Source organism: Shewanella sp. BF02_Schw (assembly GCF_014596695.2).
Classification (GTDB): Bacteria; Pseudomonadota; Gammaproteobacteria; order Enterobacterales; family Shewanellaceae; genus Shewanella.
Map to the genome: position 1 here is coordinate 191,571 of NZ_JABKAW020000001.1, position 21,619 is coordinate 213,189.

The window sequence follows — 21,619 nt, forward strand, 5'->3', positions numbered from 1 at the left end:
TTCCCTAGCAAAAGTGAATAAAGGTGATTAAATTACTTAGTTATTTTTGAGGTTTTTCTGAAATCCATAGCTTAATATGCCCTTGGACCACCACAACACCGTTAGTGTCATAGGCTTTTACGTCGACTAACATATCACCCACTTGCCATTGTTCTGGTTTTACCTCTGCCACACATAAAATGTCGCTGCCCGCTTTTGCGGTGTAATCAACGCTCATGCCTTTAGGGATCCAGCGTAAATGAGCCGGGATAGATGCTTCTGCCATCGTACCCATGGCCATTTCCAGACCATTACAAATGGCAATCACATGCACGGTTCCAATATGATTTTGGACTTTCTTGCGCTTTTTGATTAAACATTCGCAGCGGTTAACGCGTAAATCACTTATGTAAGGGTGTACTGTGCCAAAATAGGGCGCCATTCGAGACACCATTTTAGAAAAAATCTGTTTACCAAATGGATAAGCAGTGACTTTCTTATATAGCGACATGACTTTATTGGGTTTAGTTGGGATCATAAATGAACTCTAATCGTTATCTGGTCGGACGAGATTAACATTGTTGTAACCTGCGGAAAAGCCCCGTTGAATATTTTCCATCGCTCATTGCAAAGGGCACAGGTATAATTTACGTGATTAGACACATTAAGGATGAATTTTGAAAACTGACTCACTGTTATTGAATTATTTCAAAGGTATGGCCATGGGCGCTGCAGATGTTGTGCCGGGCGTGTCGGGTGGCACTATTGCGTTTATTACCGGTATTTTAGACCCATTATTGGATGGCATTCGCAAAATAAACTGGTCGTTAGTGGGCATTATCAAACAAAAAGGCATTAAAGCCGCCTTTTTACACATTAACGGTCCTTTTCTCGTGTGTGTATTTGGTGGGATCCTCACCAGTATTTTTACCTTAGCTAAATTGATTTCTTGGCTATTGGTCACTCACCCCATTCCTGTGTGGTCGTTCTTTTTTGGATTAATTTTATTTTCAGTGGTTCATATGCTTAAGCAAGTGAACAAATTCACTGCTATGCGGATTGCCATGTTCATTGTCGGTGTCGCCTTTGCGTGGGCTATTACAGTGTTACATCCTATTGAAATGCAGGTGAGTTACCTTAATTTCTTCTTTTGTGGTGCTATTGCTATTTGCGCCATGATATTACCTGGGATTTCAGGCAGCTTTATTTTGTTGCTTTTAGGGATGTATCCAGCGGTATTAGCGGCAGCTAAAGGCTTTGATATTGTTTATTTAGCCTGTTTTGCGATTGGTGCTGTGGTTGGATTATTAAGTTTTAGTCATGTGTTATCGGCCTTGTTACGTAAATTCCATGACACGACGTTATTATTTTTAACGGGATTAATGCTCGGGACGCTAGGTAAAATTTGGCCATGGAAACAAGTGATCAGTTGGCGCGAGAATTCTAAGGGTGAATTAGTGCCTTTGGTTGAGCAAAATTTATCTCCGTTTCAGTTTGAGCAAATCACTGGCGAATCATCACAAATTATCATTGCCATAGTGTGTCTGCTGGTGGGGATTGGTTTGGTGTGGGGATTAGAACGCGTCGGCAACAAAGCGAATAGTTAATCCTGTTGAAGCTTAATCTGGGCCGTTCAGGTGGAAGACAAGTAAAAGATGAATAATGAAGCAGAACTTAGGTTCTGTTTTTTTGTGTGCGTTATTTGACTAATATGTAGGCTCATATTGCAAAAACGATAAATAACCCTATAAATAATGAACTTAATGGGTGTTTTATTCGTATTTTTGCTTAATAGTATATGTAGTTAGCATGACATCTTTTTTTATCCCACTTTGGGAATATTACAGTTGCCACAGGAGTGCATAATATGCCAAATATCGATACATTTGTGCCAGAAAAAATCCAAATTGGGATCAGCAGTTGCTTATTGGGTAACCAAGTCCGCTTTGATGGCGGACACAAAAACTCTTATTACTGTAGACAAGAAATAGAACCATTTTTTGAATACACCACTGTTTGCCCTGAAATGGCGATTGGCATGGGCGCACCACGCAAAAGTATCCGTCAAATACGAGATGGCGATGTAGTGCATATTCGCAGTGCTGATGGAACGCTCGATGTGACAGACAAGCTTAATGAATACTCCCAAGCCAAAGTGGAAGAGCTTGATTACCTTGGCGGTTATATTTTATGTGCCAAATCACCAACCTGTGGCATGGAAAGGGTTACCGAGTACAAAATTGGTACCAATCATGGCACTAAAACCGGCATCGGTGTTTTTGCAAAAAAATTAATGGAACGCTACCCATTTCTGCCAGTAGAAGAAGAAGGCCGTTTACATGACTTGCCATTAAGAGAAAACTTTTTTACCCGTGTATTTGCTTATAACGATTGGAAGCAAATGACTAAATCGGGCATCACTAAACATAAGCTAATGCAGTTCCATTCGCGTTATAAGTATTTATTAATGGCTCACAGCCCAAAGTGGTATCGTGATTTAGGGCCTATATTGGCCGATATTCAAGATGTTGAGCAAACTGCGCAACAATATTTTGAAGGCTTTATGACGGCACTTAAAATTATTGCCACCCGTAAAAATCACACCAGTACTTTGCAGCATATTCAAGGCTATTTTAAGAAGCAGTTAACCGCTGAACAAAAAGAAGAGTTGAGTGAGTCAATTTTAAAATATCGCCAAGGGCTGCTGCCTTTGCTAGTGCCAATTACCTTGATTAACCATTATGTGCGTGAGTTTCATACCCCGTATATTCAAGACCAAGTGTATTTAAATCCACATCCAGAAGCGCTTAAGCTTCGTTATGCTTATTAGGTCGATTGTGAATGACTTCTATGAATAGTTTAATGTGGTTTAGGCAAGATTTACGCTTGGCGGATAACCCTGCTTTAGTGGCTGCGTGTGAGTTTGCTGCCAGTAATCATAGTCATGTTCGAGCTGTGTATTTTGTCACACCAGCACAATGGGCGCAGCATGATGTTGCACCGATACAAATTGATTTTATCCAGCGACATGTCAATTTGTTAGCGCAGGCATTGGCGGTGTTAGGTATTCATCTAGATGTGTTGCACGCACAAGACTTCGATGAAGTACAAACCCTGTTAGCCGCTTATATCGCACAGCATGATATTGCCGCTGTGTATGCTGCCAATGAGCCTGAAATAAATGAACGTCGTCGAGACCGCGCTTTAATCGATAGCGGTGTACCATTAACGTTAATCGACCAAGATTGTGTATTAGCAGCTGGGCAAGTGAAAAACTTGGCTGGTGATATGTACAAAGTATTTAGCCCTTTTGCTAAAAAGTGGAAAAGCATTGCTGGCCAGCGCGCGATTGTTCCGGTCGCGGTGCCTGCGCCAATCGCTGCAGTACTGGCAACTCCCAGTGAAGTGGTATTTAACTGCGATAAAATGTCTAGTGAGCAATGGTCTGCTGGAGAAGGCGCTGCAAAGCGAATACTGGATCAATTTCTAGCAAACCAAGTTGCAGATTATCAAGCTGAGAGGGATTTTCCAGCCCTTGAAGGAACCAGTCGATTATCGCCTTTTTTAGCTATTGGGGTTATTAGTTCACGTCAATGTGTCGCAGCGATATTAGCGCGTTATCCTCAAGCCTTAGTTGATGATACTTGCCCCGCAAAAACGTGGTTAAATGAATTGATTTGGCGTGAGTTTTATCGCCATTTACTGGTGGCATTTCCACGCCTATCCATGAACCATAACTTTAATGAGTTAGGCGACGGCATTGTGTGGCGCAATAATCTTGCTGAGTTTACCGCCTGGTGTGATGGCCAAACAGGCTATCCAATTATTGATGCTGCTATGCGTCAATTAAATCAAACCGGTTGGATGCATAATCGATTACGCATGGTGGTAGCCAGCTTTTTAACTAAACACCTATTGGTGGATTGGCGTTGGGGCGAGCGATATTTTAGGCAAAAACTAATTGATGGTGACTTAGCCGCCAATAATGGTGGTTGGCAATGGTCAGCAGGAACAGGCTGCGATGCGCAACCTTATTTTCGCGTATTTAACCCAATGACGCAAAGTAGTAAGTTCGACCCTGATGCCAGTTTCATAAAGCATTATGTTCCCGAATTGTCTACTTGGTCTTTGGCCGATATTCATCAACCCAAAACCATCAATGTGAATGACTTATTTGCACAACGCCAGGATGACCGATACCCACAACCTATTGTTGAACACAAGATGGCACGCTTGCGGGCGATAGAAGTACTAAGTGCGCTAAAGCGTGGTTAATTGTTTCGATCAACATTTAACGCAGTTAGCAAGACAAAGGGCTGTTTGAGAGCCGTTTTTTATCTTGAACTCAGGTTACTGAGTCCATTTTAGTTCGAGAAATCAGCAACAACACAATTAAGCCGCTATTATCTCTTATGATAATAGCGGCTTTTTTTGCGTTAGATCACACTATGAGCTTGGCTGGTGAGTGGATTGATGAGTATTGATTGAAGCACATCAATTAACAGCATAGAATGGCTATATTAAAGATTTATATATTATACATGTTTAAATCTTGTTGATGTTAATCCACTAAGTGAGTGCACTGCTTATGCTGAATATTGATGATCCTGCTGAAATTGATAACACTCCTGCAATATGGCGTTTGGGTTTTAGACCGTTTTTTTTAGGTGGAGCAAGTGTCGCAGCGTTATACATCCCGTTGTGGTTAATGGGCTGGTTTACTCCGCAATATAGCTTATTTAACAGTGAGTTTTGGGCCAACGTTGTGCCGCTATGGTGGCATCCTCACGAAATGTTATTTGGTTTCGCTATGGCTATTGTGTGCGGTTTTTTACTCACAGCAGTGCAAGCGTGGACCAATCAACCCACTATTACGGGGCGCGCGTTAATGGTCACCTTTGGTTGTTGGCTCATTGCCCGCTTAATGTTGCTATTACCAATGAACATTCCTTTGATATTACCTGCAATATTTGACAGCTTATTTTTAGGGTTAAGTGCGTTGGCATTGTGGCGCTGTATTTATCCGGTTAAACAATGGCGCAATATAGGTTTTCCTATCATGCTGGTGGTCGCATTGTTGGTTAATTTAGCCAGTTATTACGCCTTGTCCGAACGTAACTTTTCGTTGTCGACCCAATTATGGCAAGGAATGATTTGGTGGCTTGCCATGGTTATTACCATTGTTGGCGGTCGAGTTATACCATTTTTTACCGCAATGAAAATTCAACAACCCAAGCCTGATCCCATTAATGTGTTAGAAAATACATTATTATTAGCAATGGGTTTACTGTTTATTCAAGCAATAAGTCATTGGTTTCCAAAGGGGATTGAACAAGCACTGCTTGCAGTAGCAGGTATATTACATTTAGTCCGTTTTGCTCGTTGGCAAGCACATAAAACCCTAAAAGAGCCGATGCTGTGGTCATTGCATATTTCGTATCTATCGTTGCCAATCACATTGTTATTGATGGCAATCAACATTGATAACGAATATGCCTATCGTACCTTATTGCATTTATTTGCTATTGGCGGCATCGCATCATTATGTTTATCAATGATTTCACGCGTTTCACTTGGGCATACTAGTCGCAATATCTATCAAGGCCCTAATATGACGTGGGCATTTTTATGTTTGCCTCTCGCCGCTATTTTACGTGCAGGAATGCCTTTGTTGATGCCTGAATACACCCAAATTTGGTTATGGGCCGCAGGAGCATGTTGGTTTATCGGTTTTGGTTTATTTGTGTGGTTTTACGCGCCGATTTTACTGCGTCCACGTCTTGATGGTCGTCCTGGATAACGTGAGCTAAATTGATGACGCTATACTAAACAGTTCAAAAGTAGTGCTACAGACTTATCGAACAATGTAGCGCTGTAAATTAAGAGATTGGAGAAAGGTTAGCAATATGATGGATCTACTTATCGATGTAATAATGAAAGCGACTCGGCCAATGCGAAGCAAGGTAGGGTTAAGCATTATTATTAGCGCAATGGCATTGCTGAGTCTAACGTCTTGGTCGCTTCAAAGTGCTGAAGTGGATCCTAATCAACTTAAGTTTCCACAACAATATGACTCTTGGCAAGCAACAGAAGAACAAGTCGAACGAGACGATATACTGGCGCAATATCCTGCCAATATCATTTTATGGGCGGGTTCGTCATTTGCCAAAGAATACCATAGCCCTCGAGGGCATCAGTTTGCTGTTGCTGACGTGACGCATACCTTGCGTACTGGTGTTGCAATAGCTGAAGGCGACAAAGGTTTATCTGCCAGTTGCTGGACCTGTAAAACACCTGATGCCCCTAGATTGATTAAAGAAATGGGTATGCAAGGTTTTTCAGGTGCTAATTTTGTCGATTTAGGCCGTGAAATCAAATCCGTTGTTTACTGCAGTGATTGTCATGTTGATGGCAGTGCTAAACTCGCATTACCACGCCCTCATGCGCAAAATGCGATGGAAAAAATTAAACTGCCTTTTGATAAGCAAGACCGCAGCATGCAAGGCGCTCAGGTTTGTGGTCAATGTCATGTGAGTTACTATTTCCAGCCTGAAAATAATAACAAAGTTAATATTCCATGGATTTTTGGCAGCACTGCTGATGAAATTGAAAAGTATTACGACACTCGTCGCTTTTACGAATGGATCCACCCCATTTCTAAAACCCCAATATTAAAAGCGCGTCATCCAGAGTTTGAGCATTGGAGCCGTTCGGCTCATGCTAAGCAAGGCGTGACGTGTATAACTTGTCATATGCCGCCTGCGACCGATGAAAAAGGCGCTACATTTACTGACCATAAGGTGGGTGGCGCATTAGACAATTTTGATCGTAGTTGTGCAAATTGTCATAGCAGTAAAGCGGCCATCACCAAAAAGCTTGATAAAACCAAAGCTAATATTGATGCTAAATCACGAAATGTAGAGTCATTGCTGATTAAAGCACATTACGAAGCCAAAGCAGCATGGGATGCCGGAGCCACATGGCCGCAAATGAATGATGCGATTATGGCTATTCGTCATTCACAATGGCGCTGGGATTTTGCCACCGCATCGCATGGTATGTACGCTCATAATCCTAAAGAAGGGATTGAGTTACTGGATAAATCAACTGAACAGGTTACGTATGCCCGTGAAGCATTAGCCCGCATATTGAGTCAAATGTCAGTGACCAAGGTTGAGTATCCAGATTACAGTACCAAACAAAAAGCCCATGCCGCTATTGGATTTATTGAAGCTGATGCCATTAAAGCCAAACAAGCTTTTATTAAACAAGAAGTTGATAAGTACTGGCAGCCGGTAGCCAAAAAGGGTTACTAAAGAACAGTTTCAATTTATAAACGTTATTAACGCCTAAGCCATGCTTAGGCGTATTACTTTGTGATTCGTTTAAAGGGTGATCTACTTCCTGCGCTATCTCGTATAAATACCAAGTTAGTTTTTATTTACTGCACGGCCATGAAATACTTTTATCTTATTGTCATATAAGGCATTGTTATATCTGGTTACGTGTATTCTTTCTTGGTCGTGTAATAGGAGTCCGTTAATGCAAGGTGCACAGTCGACAGTTGATACTCAATCCGAATCATTAAATGCTGACCGTTCTGCGTCCGTTAATGGTCATCCAATTATTGTTGATGCTTTTATTGATATGTATCAAAAGCTTAATAAAGATAATCTATTTTTACTACGTCAAGTTTATCGAGATGATATTTGCTTTCGAGATCCCATGCATCATGTTGAGGGAATCGAAGCATTAACCGAATACTTTGCCAACATGTATCAAAATGTCACCCACATTGAATTTGATATTAAAGAAGTGGTGATCAGTGCTGATAAGCAACAAGCAGCATTGTATTGGACTATGAGCTATTCACACCCTAAATTAAGTAAGGGACAGCTGATTAATGTTGAAGGCATGTCGCAACTTAAATTCTCTGAGAAGATTTTTTCTCACCGTGATTATTTTGATCTGGGCCAAATGCTGTACGAGCAAGTGCCGTTTTTAGGTGGGTTAATTGGCTTACTCAAAAATAGGGTGACTAAGTAATGGCAACCGTTTCCGCAAATACAACAGCGGTTTTGATAACCGGTGCAAGTTCTGGTATTGGTTTAGCTTTAGCGGAGCATTATCTGGCCAAAGGCGTGGCCGTTATAGCCTGTGGTCGAAATGCCCAAGCCTTACAAGCCATAACTGGTGCCACTCCGCTTGAATTTGATATTACCGATAGTTCTCAGGTACAAGCCGCCGCCGCCAAACTTAAGCAACTGTTACACGATAATCACTGGCAGTTGCAGCAGGTGATTCTTAATGCTGGCAGCTGTGAATACATTGACGATGCATTGCATTTCGACTCAGCGTTATTTGCCAGAGTCATCAATACTAATGTGGTTGCCATGGGTTACTGCCTTGAGCATTTTTTACCTTTATTGAGCCGTGGTGCACAACTGGGGTTAATGAGCTCAAGTGCCACTTATTTACCGTTTCCGCGTGCCGAAGCTTATGGTTCATCAAAAGCGGCTATTGGTTATTTAGGCCGTAGTTTACGAGTTGACCTTGCTCAGCATGGTATTGGGGTGAGCGTTATTTGTCCGGGCTTTGTTAAAACCCCGTTAACCGCCAAAAACGACTTTGCTATGCCAATGCAAATCACCGCTAAGCAAGCGGCTGAGGCTATTTATAATGGTATGCAGCGTCAACGCCGTGAAATCCATTTCCCAACTAAATTTACTTGGTTACTTAAATTAGCCTCTTTATTGCCAGAAAAATTACTAGTATTTTTGCTGGCACCTAAATAGTAAACCCAAGTCAATTCACCACAAGAACAAGTATTAGCGTCAAGGATTAACTAAATGAAAAATATTGCTGTAATTGGTACTGGGATTTCGGGGTTAACGTGTGCCCACCTATTAAGCCGTGAACACACGGTAACCGTGTTTGAGGCTAATGATTATATTGGTGGCCATACAGCGACCATTGATGTGGAAGTAGCAGGGCAGCAATACGCAATTGACTCTGGTTTTATTGTGTTTAATGACCGGACTTATCCGCTATTTGAAACATTAATGGCACAACTTAATATTAAGTCTTTACCGACTGAAATGAGTTTTAGTGTGAATAATGCACTCACAGGACTTGAATATAATGGTCATAATTTGTGGAGCTTATTTGCCCAACGTCGTAATTTGTTACGCCCAAGTTTTTATCGGTTTTTAGGTGAAATTGTTCGTTTCAACAATGGTTGTAAAGTTATTTATGAGGCTGACAAATACCCAACGTCTTCACTAGGTGAGTATCTTGATCAACAAGGTTTCTCAGCCTTTTTCTGTGAGCATTACATTTTGCCTATGGGCGCGGCGATTTGGTCTGCCAGTATTGATGATATGCGCGGCTTTTCATTGCGATTCTTTATTCGTTTTTTCCAGCATCATGGTTTATTAAATATTAATGATCGCCCGCAATGGTATGTACTTGAAGGTGGATCGCGCAGTTATATCCCAGCCTTAACCGCACCGTTTAAAGAACGTATCCAGCTTAATTCTCCAGTGAGTGGTATCAAACGTAGCGATGATGGTGTGTATGTTCAAGTTGCTAACGGTGAATGGCAGCACTTTGACGATGTAGTGTTGAGTTGCCATAGCGATCAAGCGTTAGCGATGTTAACCGATGCCACTCAAGATGAGATCGACGTGTTAGGCGCAATGGAATATCAGAATAATGAAGTGGTGCTGCACACAGATATTAATTTATTGCCTAAGCGTAAAGCGGCATGGGCAAGTTGGAACTATCGTTTAGATGGTGTTAATCAGCAAGATATTGCTCAGCGTCCGGCTAGCGTGACGTATAATATGAATATTTTGCAGTGTTTACCGAGTAGTGCACCTACATTTTGTGTCACCCTAAATCAAACTGCATCGATTGATGAAAGTAAAATTTTGCGAAAGTTTAATTATGCTCACCCAGTATTTAATGATGCCAGCATGAAGTCGCAAGCGAAAAAATCACTCATTAATGGTAAAAATAATACCTATTTTGCTGGTGCTTACTGGCATAATGGATTTCATGAAGACGGCGTTCGTAGCGCAGTTGATGTATGCGATCTGTTTGGGATTAGTCTATGAATCAAACCACATCGATAATGGAACATGATCAATTAAACAGTGGCATTTATTGCGGCAAGATAAACCATCGCCGTCATACGCCTAAGTTGCACAGTTTTGGTTATAACATTGCGATGATGGCAATTGATTTAGATGAACTGCCGGCATTAACGGCGGTCAGTAAATTGTTTTCCACAGACAAGTTTACCCCGCTTAAATTTATCCCTGGCGATTACCTCAATTCCCTAAAGCAACAATTTGGTGAGCAACTCGTGCTGAGCGGGGCGAGCAAGGGGGATGATGCTGCTGCATTAAAGCAACGCGTGTTGGCAACCATTAAGCATTTAGGTGCCACACAAACATGCGATAAAGTGATATTTTCTGGGCAGATACGCCATTTTGGTTTTTATTTTAGTCCGGTCAATTTTTACTTTTGTTATCATCAAAATGACATGGTTTATATGCTTGCCGAGGTCAGTAATACCCCTTGGAATGAGCGCCATTGTTATCTGGTTGATATTGCGAATACCGTTCAAACAGACAAAGTCTTTCATGTGTCTCCGTTTATGAATTTAGACATGCATTACTTGTGGCGTATTACGCCTCCGGCCAAAAACTTGAAAGTGACCATCGAAAATCGAAATGCCAATAACGATAAATTATTTGATGCCGGTTTAGTGTTAAAACGCCAATCGATAAATTCGCGATCTATGCGTCGATTTATGCTGAATTATCCCTTGATGACTAGCAAAATTATGCTGGGTATTTATTGGCAGGCAATGAAGCTATTTATTAAACGAATCCCTTTTGTAGGCAAGCAAACGATTAAAGCTAACTAATTTTACAAAATGTAAACCAAATAGATGCTTATCACGTATTAATCTTTAATTACGCCAATAAAGCGAACGAATTAGACAGTGTATGAACTGGAGAGATGACATGGAAAATACGGCGACAGAAAGCAGCATGACTCAAGCGAGTTTGTCTGACAGCCTAGCAAGGAAAATTCTTCTTCGTGCATTAGCACATCTTGCAGAAGGTCATTTAACCATTGTCGATGGTAATCAAACATCAGAGTTTGGCGATCCTAAAAGCGAAGTTCACGCAACTATGCAAGTTCAGCATGCCAACTTTTATCGTCAAGTGGTGTTTGGTGGTTCAATTGGGGCTGGCGAAGCTTATATTCAAGGCCATTGGTGTAGCCCTGACTTAACTAAAGTGGTGCAGGTTTTTGCGCAAAATTTAACATTACTAGACAACATAGAACGTTATTTTTCATGGTTGAGCAACGGCGTTAATCGCATTAAGCATATATTTAATCGTAATTCTGAAACGGGTTCAAAACGCAATATTCTGGCTCATTACGACTTAGGTAATGACATGTATAAGGAGTTTCTTGACCCAGAAATGATGTATTCAAGTGCACTTTATCCGGCAGATGACAGCAGCTTGAATGAAGCGCAATTACATAAATTGCAGACCATTTGCGAGCGCTTAGAGTTAACCCCAGGTCAAACCTTGCTTGAAGTGGGAACTGGTTGGGGCGCGTTGGCCATTTATGCTGCAAAACATTATGGCGTACATGTGACCACTACTACCATTTCTGATGCCCAGTTCGATTATGCACAGGCGCGAGTAAAGCAAGAAGGGCTTGAAGACAGGATTACCTTGCTAAAACAAGATTATCGTTTACTGACTGGTGAATATGATCGCGTGGTTTCAATTGAAATGATCGAAGCTGTGGGACACGAATATTTAGCAGGATTTTTTGAAAAGCTACAACATCTGCTTAAGCCAAGCGGTCGCATGCTCATTCAAGCTATTACAATTGCCGATCAACGTTACGACAGTTATCGTAAGAGTGTTGACTTTATTCAGCGTTATATTTTTCCCGGTGGTTGTTTACCGTCGGTGAGTGAAATGACCAAACATATTGCCAAGAAAACCGACATGGTAACCTGGTCTATCGACGATATGGGCAAAGACTATGCGCGTACCCTAAAACACTGGCATGAAAATTTTGATGCTGCCTACGATAAAATAAAAGCCTTAAATTACGGCGATGACTTTATCCGTATGTGGAAGTTTTATTTGAGCTACTGCGAAGGTGGGTTTTTAGAGCGCACTACTAGCACGGTTCACCTCGTTGCCGTTCGACCGCAATACCGCCCACTATAATATAGTTCTACAGCCCAATAGCCATTATATTCCCCGGTAATACGTTGCCGGGACGTCTCATCCTGTTAGTGTGAGGTGTTATGTCTTCTTACGGTATTCCTCCAAAATTATATATTTTAATTAATGCTTTGTGCTTTCAATTGGTGTGGTGGGCAGGCGTATTAGCTCATAACCAACTTATCTTACTGTCTATTTTATTGCTCATTGGCCATTTTTTGTTATCAACATCAGTTCGTCATGATGCACTGGTAATGTGTGTCTGTGGTGTGATTGGCATCGCGGTTGACAGTCTATTGGTGTGGTTTGGCGTATTTGAGTTCGCCAATATTCCTTACTGGTTGGGATTGTTGTGGCTCTACTTTGCGCTTTGTTTGGATTACAGCTTAGTTTTTTTTAGAAAGTTTCCTATTTGGTTACAAGCCTTATTTGGTGGTGTATTTGGCTGTTTAAGTTATCTCGCAGGAGCTAAATTTAACGCAGTAATGTTGCCCTTAGGCGAGATGTGGAGCGCGTTTATACTGGCATTGATCTGGAGTTGCTTATTTCCCGTATTGCTAGCTGTTAGCTCTCGAATCACAACGGTGGATCTTGCTTTGGAGAATCGTAGATGAAAACTTTACATAATGGCGTCAAGTCGCAACCACACATTAAGCTACATCAATCATCACATTGGTTGGTCGAACTGCTGTTCGGTGTGGTGGGCGCATTAGTGTTAACGTTGATTGTTGCGGTGAGCATTAACGATGCGTCTGCAAATGATATCAACGATAAGGGCGAAAAAAGTGATATAAGCGACAAGAACGACAAGAACGGTATAAGTGATAAAAACGATATAAGCGGTATAAGCGACAAGAACGGTATAAGCGATGCGACATTGATTCAAGTTGGCACTGCTGATATGAGTCTGTTATGGCTTGATATTTATAGTGCGAAGTTATTCTCTATTGACGGTAAATACCAAGCTAATCGCTTTCCAATGATTCTCGACATTCAATACCATCGCGACATCGATGCTATTGATTTGGTTGATGCCACTATTGAACAATGGCAGCACTTAGGTTTTACCGAAGCCAATATTGAATTGTACAGGCAGCAGTTAGTTAATGCCTGGCCAGATGTTAAACAGGGCGACAGGCTGACCTTTAAGGTTAACACACCTGAAGATGCGGCATTTTTACTCAACGACACCCCTTATTATCAAGTCAGTAATGCCCAATTCCCTGAGGCGTTTCTCGGCATTTGGTTGTCTGAGAAAACCAGCCGTCCTGAGTTACGTAACCAACTGATTGGAGTTAACTAATGCACGCGATTTTATTATTCATCCGTAAGCAGCGACATTTTTGCGCCCGAACGCTAACTCAACGGTTAACTCAACAATTAACTAAGCAATTAGCGCGAAAGCTGGCTCAAACTAGCTTATATGTTGGACTCGCATTAGGCGTTATGTCATGTTCATCAGCATCGATTGAAGATTATCAACAAACGACTCCAACGTTAGATTTAGCCACGTTTTTTGATGGTAAATTAACGGCAGCTGGAGTAGTACAAGATTTTTCAGGCAAGGTGACCCGCAAATTTACCGTCACCATGGAAGCGCACTGGGTTGATTCGCCTGAAGGTAAGCAGGGTGTGATAAACGAATGGTTTATTTACGATGATGGCGAAAAGCAAACCCGAGTGTGGAACATTACTGATAAAGGAAATGGGCTCTATGAGGGAACCGCCAATGACATATTAGGCATTGCTCAAGGTGAGTCTCGCGGTAGTGCATTGCGATGGCGTTATGACATGATATTGCCAGTTGATGGCAGTGAATATGAAGTTCTTTTTGATGACTGGATGTTTCTGGTCGATGAGCAAACCATTATCAATAAAAGCGATATTATTAAATTTGGTATCACAGTCGCTCAAGTCACCTTGGTGATTTCTAAACAGCCTGACTAAGTGGTATCGCTAAGTCATTGAATAGTTAAATCGACTAAGCATAAAAGCTGAGCCCTGAAAGTGTTAAGCAATAGTCGGGCACTAAGTTAGAGCGTACAGTCACTTTTACTAAATCTAAATAGACATGAAAACAGACACAAAAATGGACTCATTAGAGTCCATTTTTCGTTTGCTCAACAGGCCATGTTAGCCTTTAAGTTTAGACGCGTCAGACTGTTTCTTATCGTAATACTCAAACGGAAACTGGTTACGAATTTGCTGGATTAAATTATCGCCAATATTGGCCGACACGTGTAAACGTACGTCACCAGATTTTTCAGCTCTGACCGTGCAAGTCAGTTTATTAGATTTGGCTATGGCACGACAATCACGTTCAAACTTCTCTGGTATTTTGCCTTTATGCTTGTTGAGCTTGCCATCTTTAAAATGCATCTCAAAAAGTGTTAACCCACGGCTACCACTAAAAATCAGTTTATAGGCCAGAAAAAATAATCCTGCAATTATCAGTATTTTTATGATGGTATCAGCCATAGTTCGCTCCTTTGTGCCGTATATTCAACGGTTGCTATAACAATAAGATACTCTGGTATGCCATGGATGCAATGCTATTTTATTGAAATCTATGCGCAAGATCTAAATTATATCGCATCAATAAAACCTCATTTATGAATCCATCAAATGTTGTCATATCATTTTTTCATATAAGTGCTTTAGATTAGCAGTTCATTGTTTGACTCATATTAATTGAATGCGTGTTTCTTTTTTATGAAACAAAATTTCTTTTAAATCAGCTAAAAGCTTAATTGGTATGTGTGTGGCGTTTTTTTAAGCTGATTTACGGTGTAAATATAGCTTTCTAAAAAAGTGGGCTGTGCTACATTAATGTACATACATGAACGCATGTAAACGGATGTACAACTTATTTAAGGATTGAAAAATGCCATTATCTAATGCTGATCGTTGGGCCGAAATTTGTGAGATTCAATCATCACTGATGCGTAATTTAGCCAGCCAGTTTCCGCAACGAAACGAGCAATTACAAAATCTTGCAGATGGTTGGCAATGCGTTAAAAAACAAGCCCTAGGGCAGCCGCTAACAGGTTTGAATACTAAGTAATTTCTGTTTTTTCTTTTGTTGTATCGCTACTGTTTTTCGTTAAATATTTGTCATAAAAAAACCGCCATTGGCGGTTTTTTGTTTTTAAGACTGACTTGTAATCATGGGTACTGATTAACTCACTCGGCTTAGAACGCGTAACTAACGCTCGCTAATAAAGTACCGGTGTTTTTATATAGATCAGAACTTACTTCATTATCACCATCAATGTCGGTGTCTAAATACGCAACCGAGATGCCAAAACCTGACACTTCTGTTGATACACCAATAGAGTAGTCTGAATAGCTGTCAAAGCCTTCTCCGTCATCAATGGCGTCGCCAAAATTGTAACCATAATGCAAATCTAGGCTCCAGTTATCAGCAAACTCCCAGCCATAATTGATTTCGGTGTAATGTAGGTCAAGATCGCTGCCACCATAATCATTAGTAAACCAGTAAGCGGCTCTAAAACCACTAAAGTCGATACCTGCGCTGACTTCTAGATAGTCTAAATCACTTTCTCCAGGGTAGTTATAACGGTACAAGGTTAAGTCATAGCTAGTGTCATCGTTAATTTCACCGTAATAACCAGCATACAAATCAATCTCTACATCTGGGCCATTGTATTCAGGCTCATCAAAATCAATGGTACTTGCCCAAGCACCGACGAAAAATCCGCTATCATGGCTCCAGTCAATATTACCTTGTAGTGCGGGATCTGCTGCACTTTGTGACACACCTCGGAAGCGGTAGTCGTTGGTTACAGTGATTGCACCAGAGACTTCTGCCGTAGCGAGTGGAGCCAGTAGGGTAGCTGATAATGTTAATCCAGTTAACAGTGCAATTCGCGTTCTTTTTAATGTGTTCGACACGATATTATCTCCATTTACATAAAATACAGTTGTTGGTATTTAGGTACACAACGGCTGCGAATGCCACTTATCAGACCTAAAACCGTAACGATTTAGTCTGTACCGCATGGCGGTTAAACACTATGTTTGTTCAAGCTGTTGTTCAAACATAACGTAGATTTTTTTACAATGATTGACGACTTCCCATGTGCCGGTAAAGCCAGCAGGAATAACAAATTTATCACCAGCATTGACGGTTAAGCTTTTGCCTTGGCTGTCGGTGATAATGCTACAGCCTTCGAGAATATCGCAATACTCATATTCGCTATAATTGATATTCCAACTGCCTGGTTCACTTTGCCAAATGCCAACATTAAACTGCTTGCACGGGCTTTCGAAATGGTTTTGCACTGACTGCAGTGGATCACCAGTAAGCAGTTTTTCATCCGTTAAGTGATACGACTCAACCGCAGTTGATTGACTACTAAAAAGCGTAATATCGTTAATATGCTTCATCGTTGGCTTCACTTATTTCATGGTCGGCATAATAAATGCCGAAGGTTCATTAGTGTCGGTTTTAGCTTGTGGCCAGCGAGCGGTAATGGCTTTGCGCTTGGTATAAAAACGAACGCCATCGGGTCCGTGCATGTGCAGCGGCCCAAATAGCGATCGTTTCCAACCGCCAAAGCTATGAAATGCCATCGGCACCGGAATCGGCACATTAACGCCGACCATGCCCACTTCAACATGGTGACAAAAGTGACGAGCTACTTGGCCACTTTGAGTAAAAATAGCGGTGCCATTACCAAATTCGTGTTGGTTAATCAGCGTCAATGCATCGGCATAGTTATCGACGCGGACGATGGCTAACACAGGACCAAAAATTTCCTGTTGGTAAATGCTCATCGTTGGCGTGACATGGTCAAATAAGCACGCACCTAAAAAGTAACCTTGCTGGTGGTCTTGAATACTGATGTCTCGGCCATCAACGACTAATGTTGCACCTTCCTTAACACCCGCTTCGACATAATCGCGTACTTTAGCTAAATGCTGGGCCGAAATTAACGGTCCCATGTCCATTTCAGGGGTAATACCGCTGCCAATTTTTAAGGCACTAATTTGCGGTAATAATGCCTCGACTAATTTTTCGCCCACATCGCCGACCGCGAGTACCACCGAAATAGCCATACAGCGTTCACCTGCACTACCATATGCTGCACCCATTAATGCATTGACCGCTTGATCTAAGTCAGCATCTGGCATTAATAACATGTGATTTTTAGCCCCGCCCAATGCTTGCACTCGTTTACCGTGAGCAGAGGCGGTGCTGTAAATGTATTCGGCAATCGGGGTTGAGCCAACAAAACTAATTGCGTGAACATCGGGATGAGTTAATAAAGCATCAACGGCTTCTTTATCGCCATTAATCACGTTAAACACGCCATTTGGCAGGCCTGCTTGTGTCAGTAATTCGGCAATAAACATTACTGCACTGGGGTCTTTTTCAGACGGCTTCATGATAAAGGTATTACCGCAGGCTATTGCGATAGGGAACATCCACATTGGCACCATGACAGGAAAGTTAAACGGTGAAATACCTGCGACGACACCCAACGATTGGTTAACAGACCATGAGTCAACGCCACCACCCACTTGTTGAGTATGTTCACCTTTGAGTAAATGCGGAATGCCGCAAGCAAACTCAACAACTTCAAGCCCTCGGGTAATTTCACCTTTAGCATCATCCAACACTTTGCCATGTTCAAGAGTGATGAGTTGGGCCAATTTATCAATATTTTGCTCTACTAACGCTTTAAACTTAAATAATACCCGAGCACGATTAAGTGGCGTCACTTGTGACCAAGTCTGATAGGCATTTCTGGCAACCGTTACCGCCAAGCTTACTTCATCGTGACTCGCCAATGATACTTGGCCACGAGTTTCCCCCGTAGCAGGATCATAGATGGTTTGATTACGTTGACTGGCTGGGGTGTGTTGCCCATCGACAAAATGAGTGATGTTAAGCATGAACGGGATCCTTTTAAGCAAAATATGTATTCAGAAAATATTAACTAACAGCGTTAACCAACAGCGTTAATTGCATCGGTAATGTGATTAACCATGTCGTCGATTTGTGACTTTTCCACTATAAGTGGCGGAGATATTGCAATAATGTCAGCCGTTGCCCGTACTAACGCGCCATGCCTAAAGCAATGATCAAAAATGTCATAACCTCGTTTACCCACGCCTTTATCACTTGGTGCTAATTGAATACCTGCAACTAAACCGGTATTACGAATATCAATCACGTTTGGTAAACCTTTAAGGCTGTGAACCGCTTGCTCGAAATAAGACTCAAGCCCTTTTGCGCGTTCAAATAATTGCTCATCTTCATATATGGATAAGGTCGCAAGTGCTGAGGCAGCCGCGACCGGATGACCGGAATAGGTATAACCATGGAAAAATTCTATTAATTCATCAGGGCCATGCATGCAGGTGTCGTGAATGGTATTGCTAACAAATACCGCCCCCATTGGAATTGCACCATTATTAATGGCTTTGGCTGTGGTGATCATGTCTGGGGTAACTTGCCAGCGCTCGCTGGCAAAGGCGGCACCGACTCGGCCAAAGCCGGTGATCACTTCATCGAATATTAATAAAATGCCGTGCTTTTGGGTGATTTCGCGTAACCGCGTTAAGTATCCATCTGGCGGTAAAATAACCCCAGCAGAACCAGACATAGGCTCAACAATGACCGCGGCAATGTTCTCGGCGCCATGTAAGGTAATCAGTTGCTCAAGCACTTCGGCTTTATCCAAACCGTGTGGCGGTAAACCGTGGCTAAAGGCATTATTGGCAATATCGAGTGTATGAGGCAGGTGATCGATCCCCTGGAGTAATTGCTGACTAAAGGTTTTGCGATTATTACTGATCCCACCGACTGAAATCCCGCCAAAACCGACACCATGATAACCAAGCTCGCGGCCGATAAACCGAGTACGCGTGGCTTGACCATTAGCGCGATGATAACAAAGCGCCATTTTTAGGGCGGTATCTACCGATTCTGAACCGGAATTGGTAAAAAACACCTTATCCAATCCGTCAGGGCTCAGCTGACTGAGTTTATGCGCTAATTCAAAGGCGAGCGGATGGCCCATTTGAAAAGACGGTGCATAATCCATTTGGCTAATTTGTTGGCTTACCGCTTGGGAGATTTCTTGGCGGCCGTGGCCAGCATTGCAACACCATAAACCGGCAGTAGCATCGAGTACTTTATTGCCTTCAATATCGGTGTAATACATTCCTTGTGCCGAAACCAAAAGCCTAGGATTAGTCTTAAATTGCTTATTGGCAGTAAACGGCATCCAAAAATGTGCCATGTTCGGCAATGTTTGCGATGAATCGCCAGTTCCATTTTGCTGATATTCGCTCATAAATTGACTCTACATTGATAGCTACAATTACTAGGGATTCATCTCAAATTGATTAAATAATGAGTGACGAATATTCGCTATGCTATGTCAAAAATAATGAACGTTAAAGTGTTTTGTGCATTTATTTAAACTAAATGTGCCTATTTTGTAAAATATATTGAAAATATCTTGCTGTTGAGCATAATCAGGTGACAATATTCATCAAGGTTATTGTGTCGATAATCCATTTTATGTGGCACAAATTTTAGGTTTAGCACCTGCTTTTTAGCGCAGTTTGGTGCTTATCAATCCATTTATTATTTCGAGGTCACAATGAGTACTCCAACAAGTCGTAGCGATTGGGAAGCACTAGCAGCAAGTCTAAAAATCACTGGGCAAGCTTTCATTAATGGTCAATATCAAGGTGCCGCTTCTGGTGACACATTTGACTGTATCAGCCCTATTGATGGCCAAGTATTGGCTAAAGTGGCTAGTTGTGATTTAGCCGATGCTAACCTTGCTGTCGCGAACGCGCGTGAAGTGTTTGAAGCGGGTACTTGGTCAATGTTACCGCCAGTAAAGCGCAAGCAAGTCATGATTAAGTTTGCTGATTTACTCGAAGAAAATGCCGATGAATTGGCGTTACTTGAAACGCTTGATATGGGTAAACCAATTCAACACTCCAAAGGCGTTGATGTGGTCGGCGCTGCCCGTGCTATACGTTGGTATGGTGAAGCGATAGATAAAATTTATGATGAAATTGCTCCTACTGCTCATAATGAAATAGGCATGATCACTCGCGAACCCGTTGGTGTGGTTGCAGCCATTGTGCCATGGAATTTCCCAATGATTATGGCATGCTGGAAGCTTGGGCCTTCACTCGCCACGGGTAATAGTGTGATTTTAAAGCCATCTGAAAAATCACCACTTACGGCTATTCGCATGGCGCAATTAGCGATTGAAGCGGGTATTCCTGCAGGGGTACTCAACGTATTACCTGGTTTTGGTCATACAGTTGGTAAAGCGTTGGCACTGCACATGGATGTCGATACTTTAGTATTCACTGGTTCAACTAAAATTGCTAAGCAGTTAATGATTTACGCAGGCGAGTCAAACATGAAGCGCGTGTGGTTAGAAGCGGGCGGTAAGAGCCCTAATATTGTGTTTAATGACGCACCAGATTTAAAAGCAGCTGCAGAAGCCGCCGCAGTCGCCATTGCTTTTAACCAAGGCGAAGTGTGCACTGCCGGTTCTCGTTTATTGGTTGAGTCAGGCGTAAAAGATGAGTTAATCAAGCTTATTGTTGAAGAAATGCAAGGGTGGCAACCAGGGCATCCACTTGATCCTAAAACAACCTGCGGTGCAATGGTTGATCAACAGCAACTGACTAACGTGCTTAATTACATTAAAGCCGGTAGTGAGCAAGGTGCTACCTTGGTTGATGGTGGTAAACAAGTGATGGCAGAAACTGGCGGCATGTATGTACAACCTACCATTTTTAGCAATGTTAGAAATGACATGACCATTGCCAGCGAAGAGATTTTTGGCCCAGTGTTATCGGTAATCGAGTTTGATGGCATGGAACAAGCCGTCAAGATTGCCAACGACACTATGTATGGTTTAGCGGCAGGTGTGTGGACATCAAACTTAAGTAAAGCTCACAAAACGGCCAAAGCGCTGCGCAGCGGTATGGTGTGGATTAACCATTATGATGGCGGCGACATGACTGCACCGTTTGGTGGTTATAAACAGTCAGGTAATGGCCGAGATAAATCATTACATGCGTTTGATAAGTACACCGAAATCAAAGCAACTTGGATAGCCCTATAACAGGCATTTTAATGTAGATTAATAGCAAGCCCTTTAGCAATAAAGGGCTTTTTTATTGGTCATCTCCGCGCTGGATAATTCATAGCAACCACTCAAATTTTGTTTAACAAGTGAATCTATATTGCTGACGCCTTAATGCGAGCGGAGGTTAAGCAAAATTAACGCTAAAATGTCAGCTATTCGCTGTAGACTCAAAGGCATTATTTACCTCAACATGTCATACACGGATGA

At 41.9% G+C, this 21,619-nt stretch carries 21 protein-coding genes; 15 read left to right on the forward strand and 6 right to left on the reverse strand.

Going from position 1 to position 21,619, the window contains the following annotated elements:
* Positions 1 to 40 precede the first annotated feature (40 nt).
* Positions 41 to 517: a hotdog fold domain-containing protein gene (locus HNW13_RS01020; RefSeq protein WP_101088780.1), complete on the reverse strand. Its 477-nt coding sequence runs from the start codon at positions 515 to 517 to the stop codon at positions 41 to 43.
* Between the two features lie 178 nt (positions 518 to 695).
* Here HNW13_RS01020 and HNW13_RS01025 point away from each other — a divergent pair, with 178 nt between their 5' ends.
* From HNW13_RS01025 to HNW13_RS01085, 13 genes are all read left to right on the forward strand, one after another.
* A complete protein-coding gene (locus tag HNW13_RS01025; protein WP_101088862.1) occupies positions 696 to 1,586 on the forward strand; it encodes a DUF368 domain-containing protein in 891 nt (296 codons plus the stop codon).
* A 269-nt stretch (positions 1,587 to 1,855) separates the two neighbouring features.
* Positions 1,856 to 2,809 (forward strand): DUF523 and DUF1722 domain-containing protein, encoded by a 954-nt coding sequence (locus tag HNW13_RS01030; protein ID WP_192114449.1) that lies wholly within the window; start codon positions 1,856 to 1,858, stop codon positions 2,807 to 2,809.
* Between the two features lie 11 nt (positions 2,810 to 2,820).
* Entirely contained in the window at positions 2,821 to 4,254 is a 1,434-nt protein-coding gene (gene phrB / locus HNW13_RS01035; RefSeq protein ID WP_192114361.1) for a deoxyribodipyrimidine photo-lyase, read from the forward strand.
* A gap of 313 nt (positions 4,255 to 4,567) precedes the next feature.
* Complete coding sequence (locus HNW13_RS01040; protein ID WP_192114362.1) at positions 4,568 to 5,779, forward strand: NnrS family protein; 1,212 nt, start codon at positions 4,568 to 4,570, stop codon at positions 5,777 to 5,779.
* A 190-nt stretch (positions 5,780 to 5,969) separates the two neighbouring features.
* A complete protein-coding gene (locus HNW13_RS01045; protein WP_243756200.1) occupies positions 5,970 to 7,295 on the forward strand; it encodes an ammonia-forming cytochrome c nitrite reductase subunit c552 in 1,326 nt (441 codons plus the stop codon).
* A 331-nt stretch (positions 7,296 to 7,626) separates the two neighbouring features.
* Entirely contained in the window at positions 7,627 to 8,025 is a 399-nt protein-coding gene (locus HNW13_RS01050) for a nuclear transport factor 2 family protein (protein WP_192114450.1), read from the forward strand.
* Complete coding sequence (locus HNW13_RS01055) at positions 8,025 to 8,774, forward strand: SDR family NAD(P)-dependent oxidoreductase (protein ID WP_192114364.1); 750 nt, start codon at positions 8,025 to 8,027, stop codon at positions 8,772 to 8,774. The genes HNW13_RS01050 and HNW13_RS01055 overlap by 1 nt, the downstream gene beginning before the upstream one ends.
* Before the next feature lie 54 nt (positions 8,775 to 8,828).
* Complete coding sequence (locus HNW13_RS01060) at positions 8,829 to 10,097, forward strand: FAD-dependent oxidoreductase (RefSeq protein ID WP_192114365.1); 1,269 nt, start codon at positions 8,829 to 8,831, stop codon at positions 10,095 to 10,097.
* Positions 10,094 to 10,915, forward strand: coding sequence for a DUF1365 domain-containing protein (locus HNW13_RS01065; protein WP_192114366.1), 822 nt, complete (start codon positions 10,094 to 10,096; stop codon positions 10,913 to 10,915). The genes HNW13_RS01060 and HNW13_RS01065 overlap by 4 nt, the downstream gene beginning before the upstream one ends.
* A 100-nt stretch (positions 10,916 to 11,015) precedes the next feature.
* Positions 11,016 to 12,254, forward strand: coding sequence for a cyclopropane-fatty-acyl-phospholipid synthase family protein (locus HNW13_RS01070; protein ID WP_182744208.1), 1,239 nt, complete (start codon positions 11,016 to 11,018; stop codon positions 12,252 to 12,254).
* A gap of 80 nt (positions 12,255 to 12,334) precedes the next feature.
* Positions 12,335 to 12,865, forward strand: coding sequence for a DUF2878 domain-containing protein (locus HNW13_RS01075; protein WP_192114367.1), 531 nt, complete (start codon positions 12,335 to 12,337; stop codon positions 12,863 to 12,865).
* The gene (locus HNW13_RS01080) at positions 12,862 to 13,554 is read left to right on the forward strand and encodes a chalcone isomerase family protein (protein WP_192114368.1); all 693 of its coding nucleotides are present in this window, start codon (positions 12,862 to 12,864) and stop codon (positions 13,552 to 13,554) included. Before HNW13_RS01075 ends, HNW13_RS01080 begins: the two co-directional genes overlap by 4 nt.
* Positions 13,555 to 13,697: 143 nt before the next feature.
* Complete coding sequence (locus HNW13_RS01085) at positions 13,698 to 14,198, forward strand: DUF3833 domain-containing protein (RefSeq protein WP_243756201.1); 501 nt, start codon at positions 13,698 to 13,700, stop codon at positions 14,196 to 14,198.
* A gap of 186 nt (positions 14,199 to 14,384) precedes the next feature.
* Here HNW13_RS01085 and HNW13_RS01090 read toward each other — a convergent pair whose 3' ends face one another.
* Entirely contained in the window at positions 14,385 to 14,729 is a 345-nt protein-coding gene (locus tag HNW13_RS01090) for a DUF3634 family protein (RefSeq protein ID WP_011638471.1), read from the reverse strand.
* Between the two features lie 406 nt (positions 14,730 to 15,135).
* On the opposite strand from HNW13_RS01090, the gene HNW13_RS01095 reads away from it, so the two are divergent.
* Positions 15,136 to 15,315, forward strand: a complete 180-nt coding sequence (locus HNW13_RS01095) for a hypothetical protein (RefSeq protein WP_101088793.1) — start codon at positions 15,136 to 15,138, stop codon at positions 15,313 to 15,315.
* Positions 15,316 to 15,443: 128 nt separating this feature from the next.
* Here the strand turns inward: HNW13_RS01095 and HNW13_RS01100 are convergent, their stop codons facing one another.
* From HNW13_RS01100 to HNW13_RS01115, 4 genes are all read right to left on the reverse strand, one after another.
* Positions 15,444 to 16,166 carry a TorF family putative porin gene (locus tag HNW13_RS01100; protein ID WP_101088794.1) on the reverse strand — a complete coding sequence of 241 codons (723 nt, stop codon included), beginning with the start codon at positions 16,164 to 16,166 and terminating at the stop codon, positions 15,444 to 15,446.
* A gap of 120 nt (positions 16,167 to 16,286) precedes the next feature.
* Positions 16,287 to 16,661, reverse strand: coding sequence for a cupin domain-containing protein (locus tag HNW13_RS01105; protein ID WP_101088795.1), 375 nt, complete (start codon positions 16,659 to 16,661; stop codon positions 16,287 to 16,289).
* A gap of 12 nt (positions 16,662 to 16,673) precedes the next feature.
* Complete coding sequence (locus tag HNW13_RS01110) at positions 16,674 to 18,173, reverse strand: CoA-acylating methylmalonate-semialdehyde dehydrogenase (protein ID WP_101088796.1); 1,500 nt, start codon at positions 18,171 to 18,173, stop codon at positions 16,674 to 16,676.
* 53 nt (positions 18,174 to 18,226) lie between these two features.
* Positions 18,227 to 19,579 carry an aspartate aminotransferase family protein gene (locus HNW13_RS01115; protein WP_182744192.1) on the reverse strand — a complete coding sequence of 451 codons (1,353 nt, stop codon included), beginning with the start codon at positions 19,577 to 19,579 and terminating at the stop codon, positions 18,227 to 18,229.
* Positions 19,580 to 19,891: 312 nt separating this feature from the next.
* Between HNW13_RS01115 and HNW13_RS01120 the strand changes: the two genes are divergently transcribed.
* Positions 19,892 to 21,388: an aldehyde dehydrogenase gene (locus tag HNW13_RS01120; protein ID WP_101088798.1), complete on the forward strand. Its 1,497-nt coding sequence runs from the start codon at positions 19,892 to 19,894 to the stop codon at positions 21,386 to 21,388.
* Positions 21,389 to 21,619: the final 231 nt, after the last annotated feature.

Coding starts and splice junctions, on each gene's coding strand:
- HNW13_RS01020 (WP_101088780.1), bottom strand. CDS start 517: ATGATCCCAACTAAACCCAATAAAGTCATGTCGCTATATAAGAAAGTC.
- HNW13_RS01025 (WP_101088862.1), top strand. CDS start 696: ATGGCCATGGGCGCTGCAGATGTTGTGCCGGGCGTGTCGGGTGGCACT.
- phrB (WP_192114361.1), top strand. CDS start 2,821: ATGACTTCTATGAATAGTTTAATGTGGTTTAGGCAAGATTTACGCTTG.
- HNW13_RS01040 (WP_192114362.1), top strand. CDS start 4,568: ATGCTGAATATTGATGATCCTGCTGAAATTGATAACACTCCTGCAATA.
- HNW13_RS01045 (WP_243756200.1), top strand. CDS start 5,970: ATGGCATTGCTGAGTCTAACGTCTTGGTCGCTTCAAAGTGCTGAAGTG.
- HNW13_RS01050 (WP_192114450.1), top strand. CDS start 7,627: ATGTATCAAAAGCTTAATAAAGATAATCTATTTTTACTACGTCAAGTT.
- HNW13_RS01055 (WP_192114364.1), top strand. CDS start 8,025: ATGGCAACCGTTTCCGCAAATACAACAGCGGTTTTGATAACCGGTGCA.
- HNW13_RS01060 (WP_192114365.1), top strand. CDS start 8,829: ATGAAAAATATTGCTGTAATTGGTACTGGGATTTCGGGGTTAACGTGT.
- HNW13_RS01065 (WP_192114366.1), top strand. CDS start 10,094: ATGAATCAAACCACATCGATAATGGAACATGATCAATTAAACAGTGGC.
- HNW13_RS01070 (WP_182744208.1), top strand. CDS start 11,016: ATGGAAAATACGGCGACAGAAAGCAGCATGACTCAAGCGAGTTTGTCT.
- HNW13_RS01075 (WP_192114367.1), top strand. CDS start 12,335: ATGTCTTCTTACGGTATTCCTCCAAAATTATATATTTTAATTAATGCT.
- HNW13_RS01080 (WP_192114368.1), top strand. CDS start 12,862: ATGAAAACTTTACATAATGGCGTCAAGTCGCAACCACACATTAAGCTA.
- HNW13_RS01085 (WP_243756201.1), top strand. CDS start 13,698: ATGTCATGTTCATCAGCATCGATTGAAGATTATCAACAAACGACTCCA.
- HNW13_RS01090 (WP_011638471.1), bottom strand. CDS start 14,729: ATGGCTGATACCATCATAAAAATACTGATAATTGCAGGATTATTTTTT.
- HNW13_RS01095 (WP_101088793.1), top strand. CDS start 15,136: ATGCCATTATCTAATGCTGATCGTTGGGCCGAAATTTGTGAGATTCAA.
- HNW13_RS01105 (WP_101088795.1), bottom strand. CDS start 16,661: ATGAAGCATATTAACGATATTACGCTTTTTAGTAGTCAATCAACTGCG.
- HNW13_RS01110 (WP_101088796.1), bottom strand. CDS start 18,173: ATGCTTAACATCACTCATTTTGTCGATGGGCAACACACCCCAGCCAGT.
- HNW13_RS01115 (WP_182744192.1), bottom strand. CDS start 19,579: ATGAGCGAATATCAGCAAAATGGAACTGGCGATTCATCGCAAACATTG.
- HNW13_RS01120 (WP_101088798.1), top strand. CDS start 19,892: ATGAGTACTCCAACAAGTCGTAGCGATTGGGAAGCACTAGCAGCAAGT.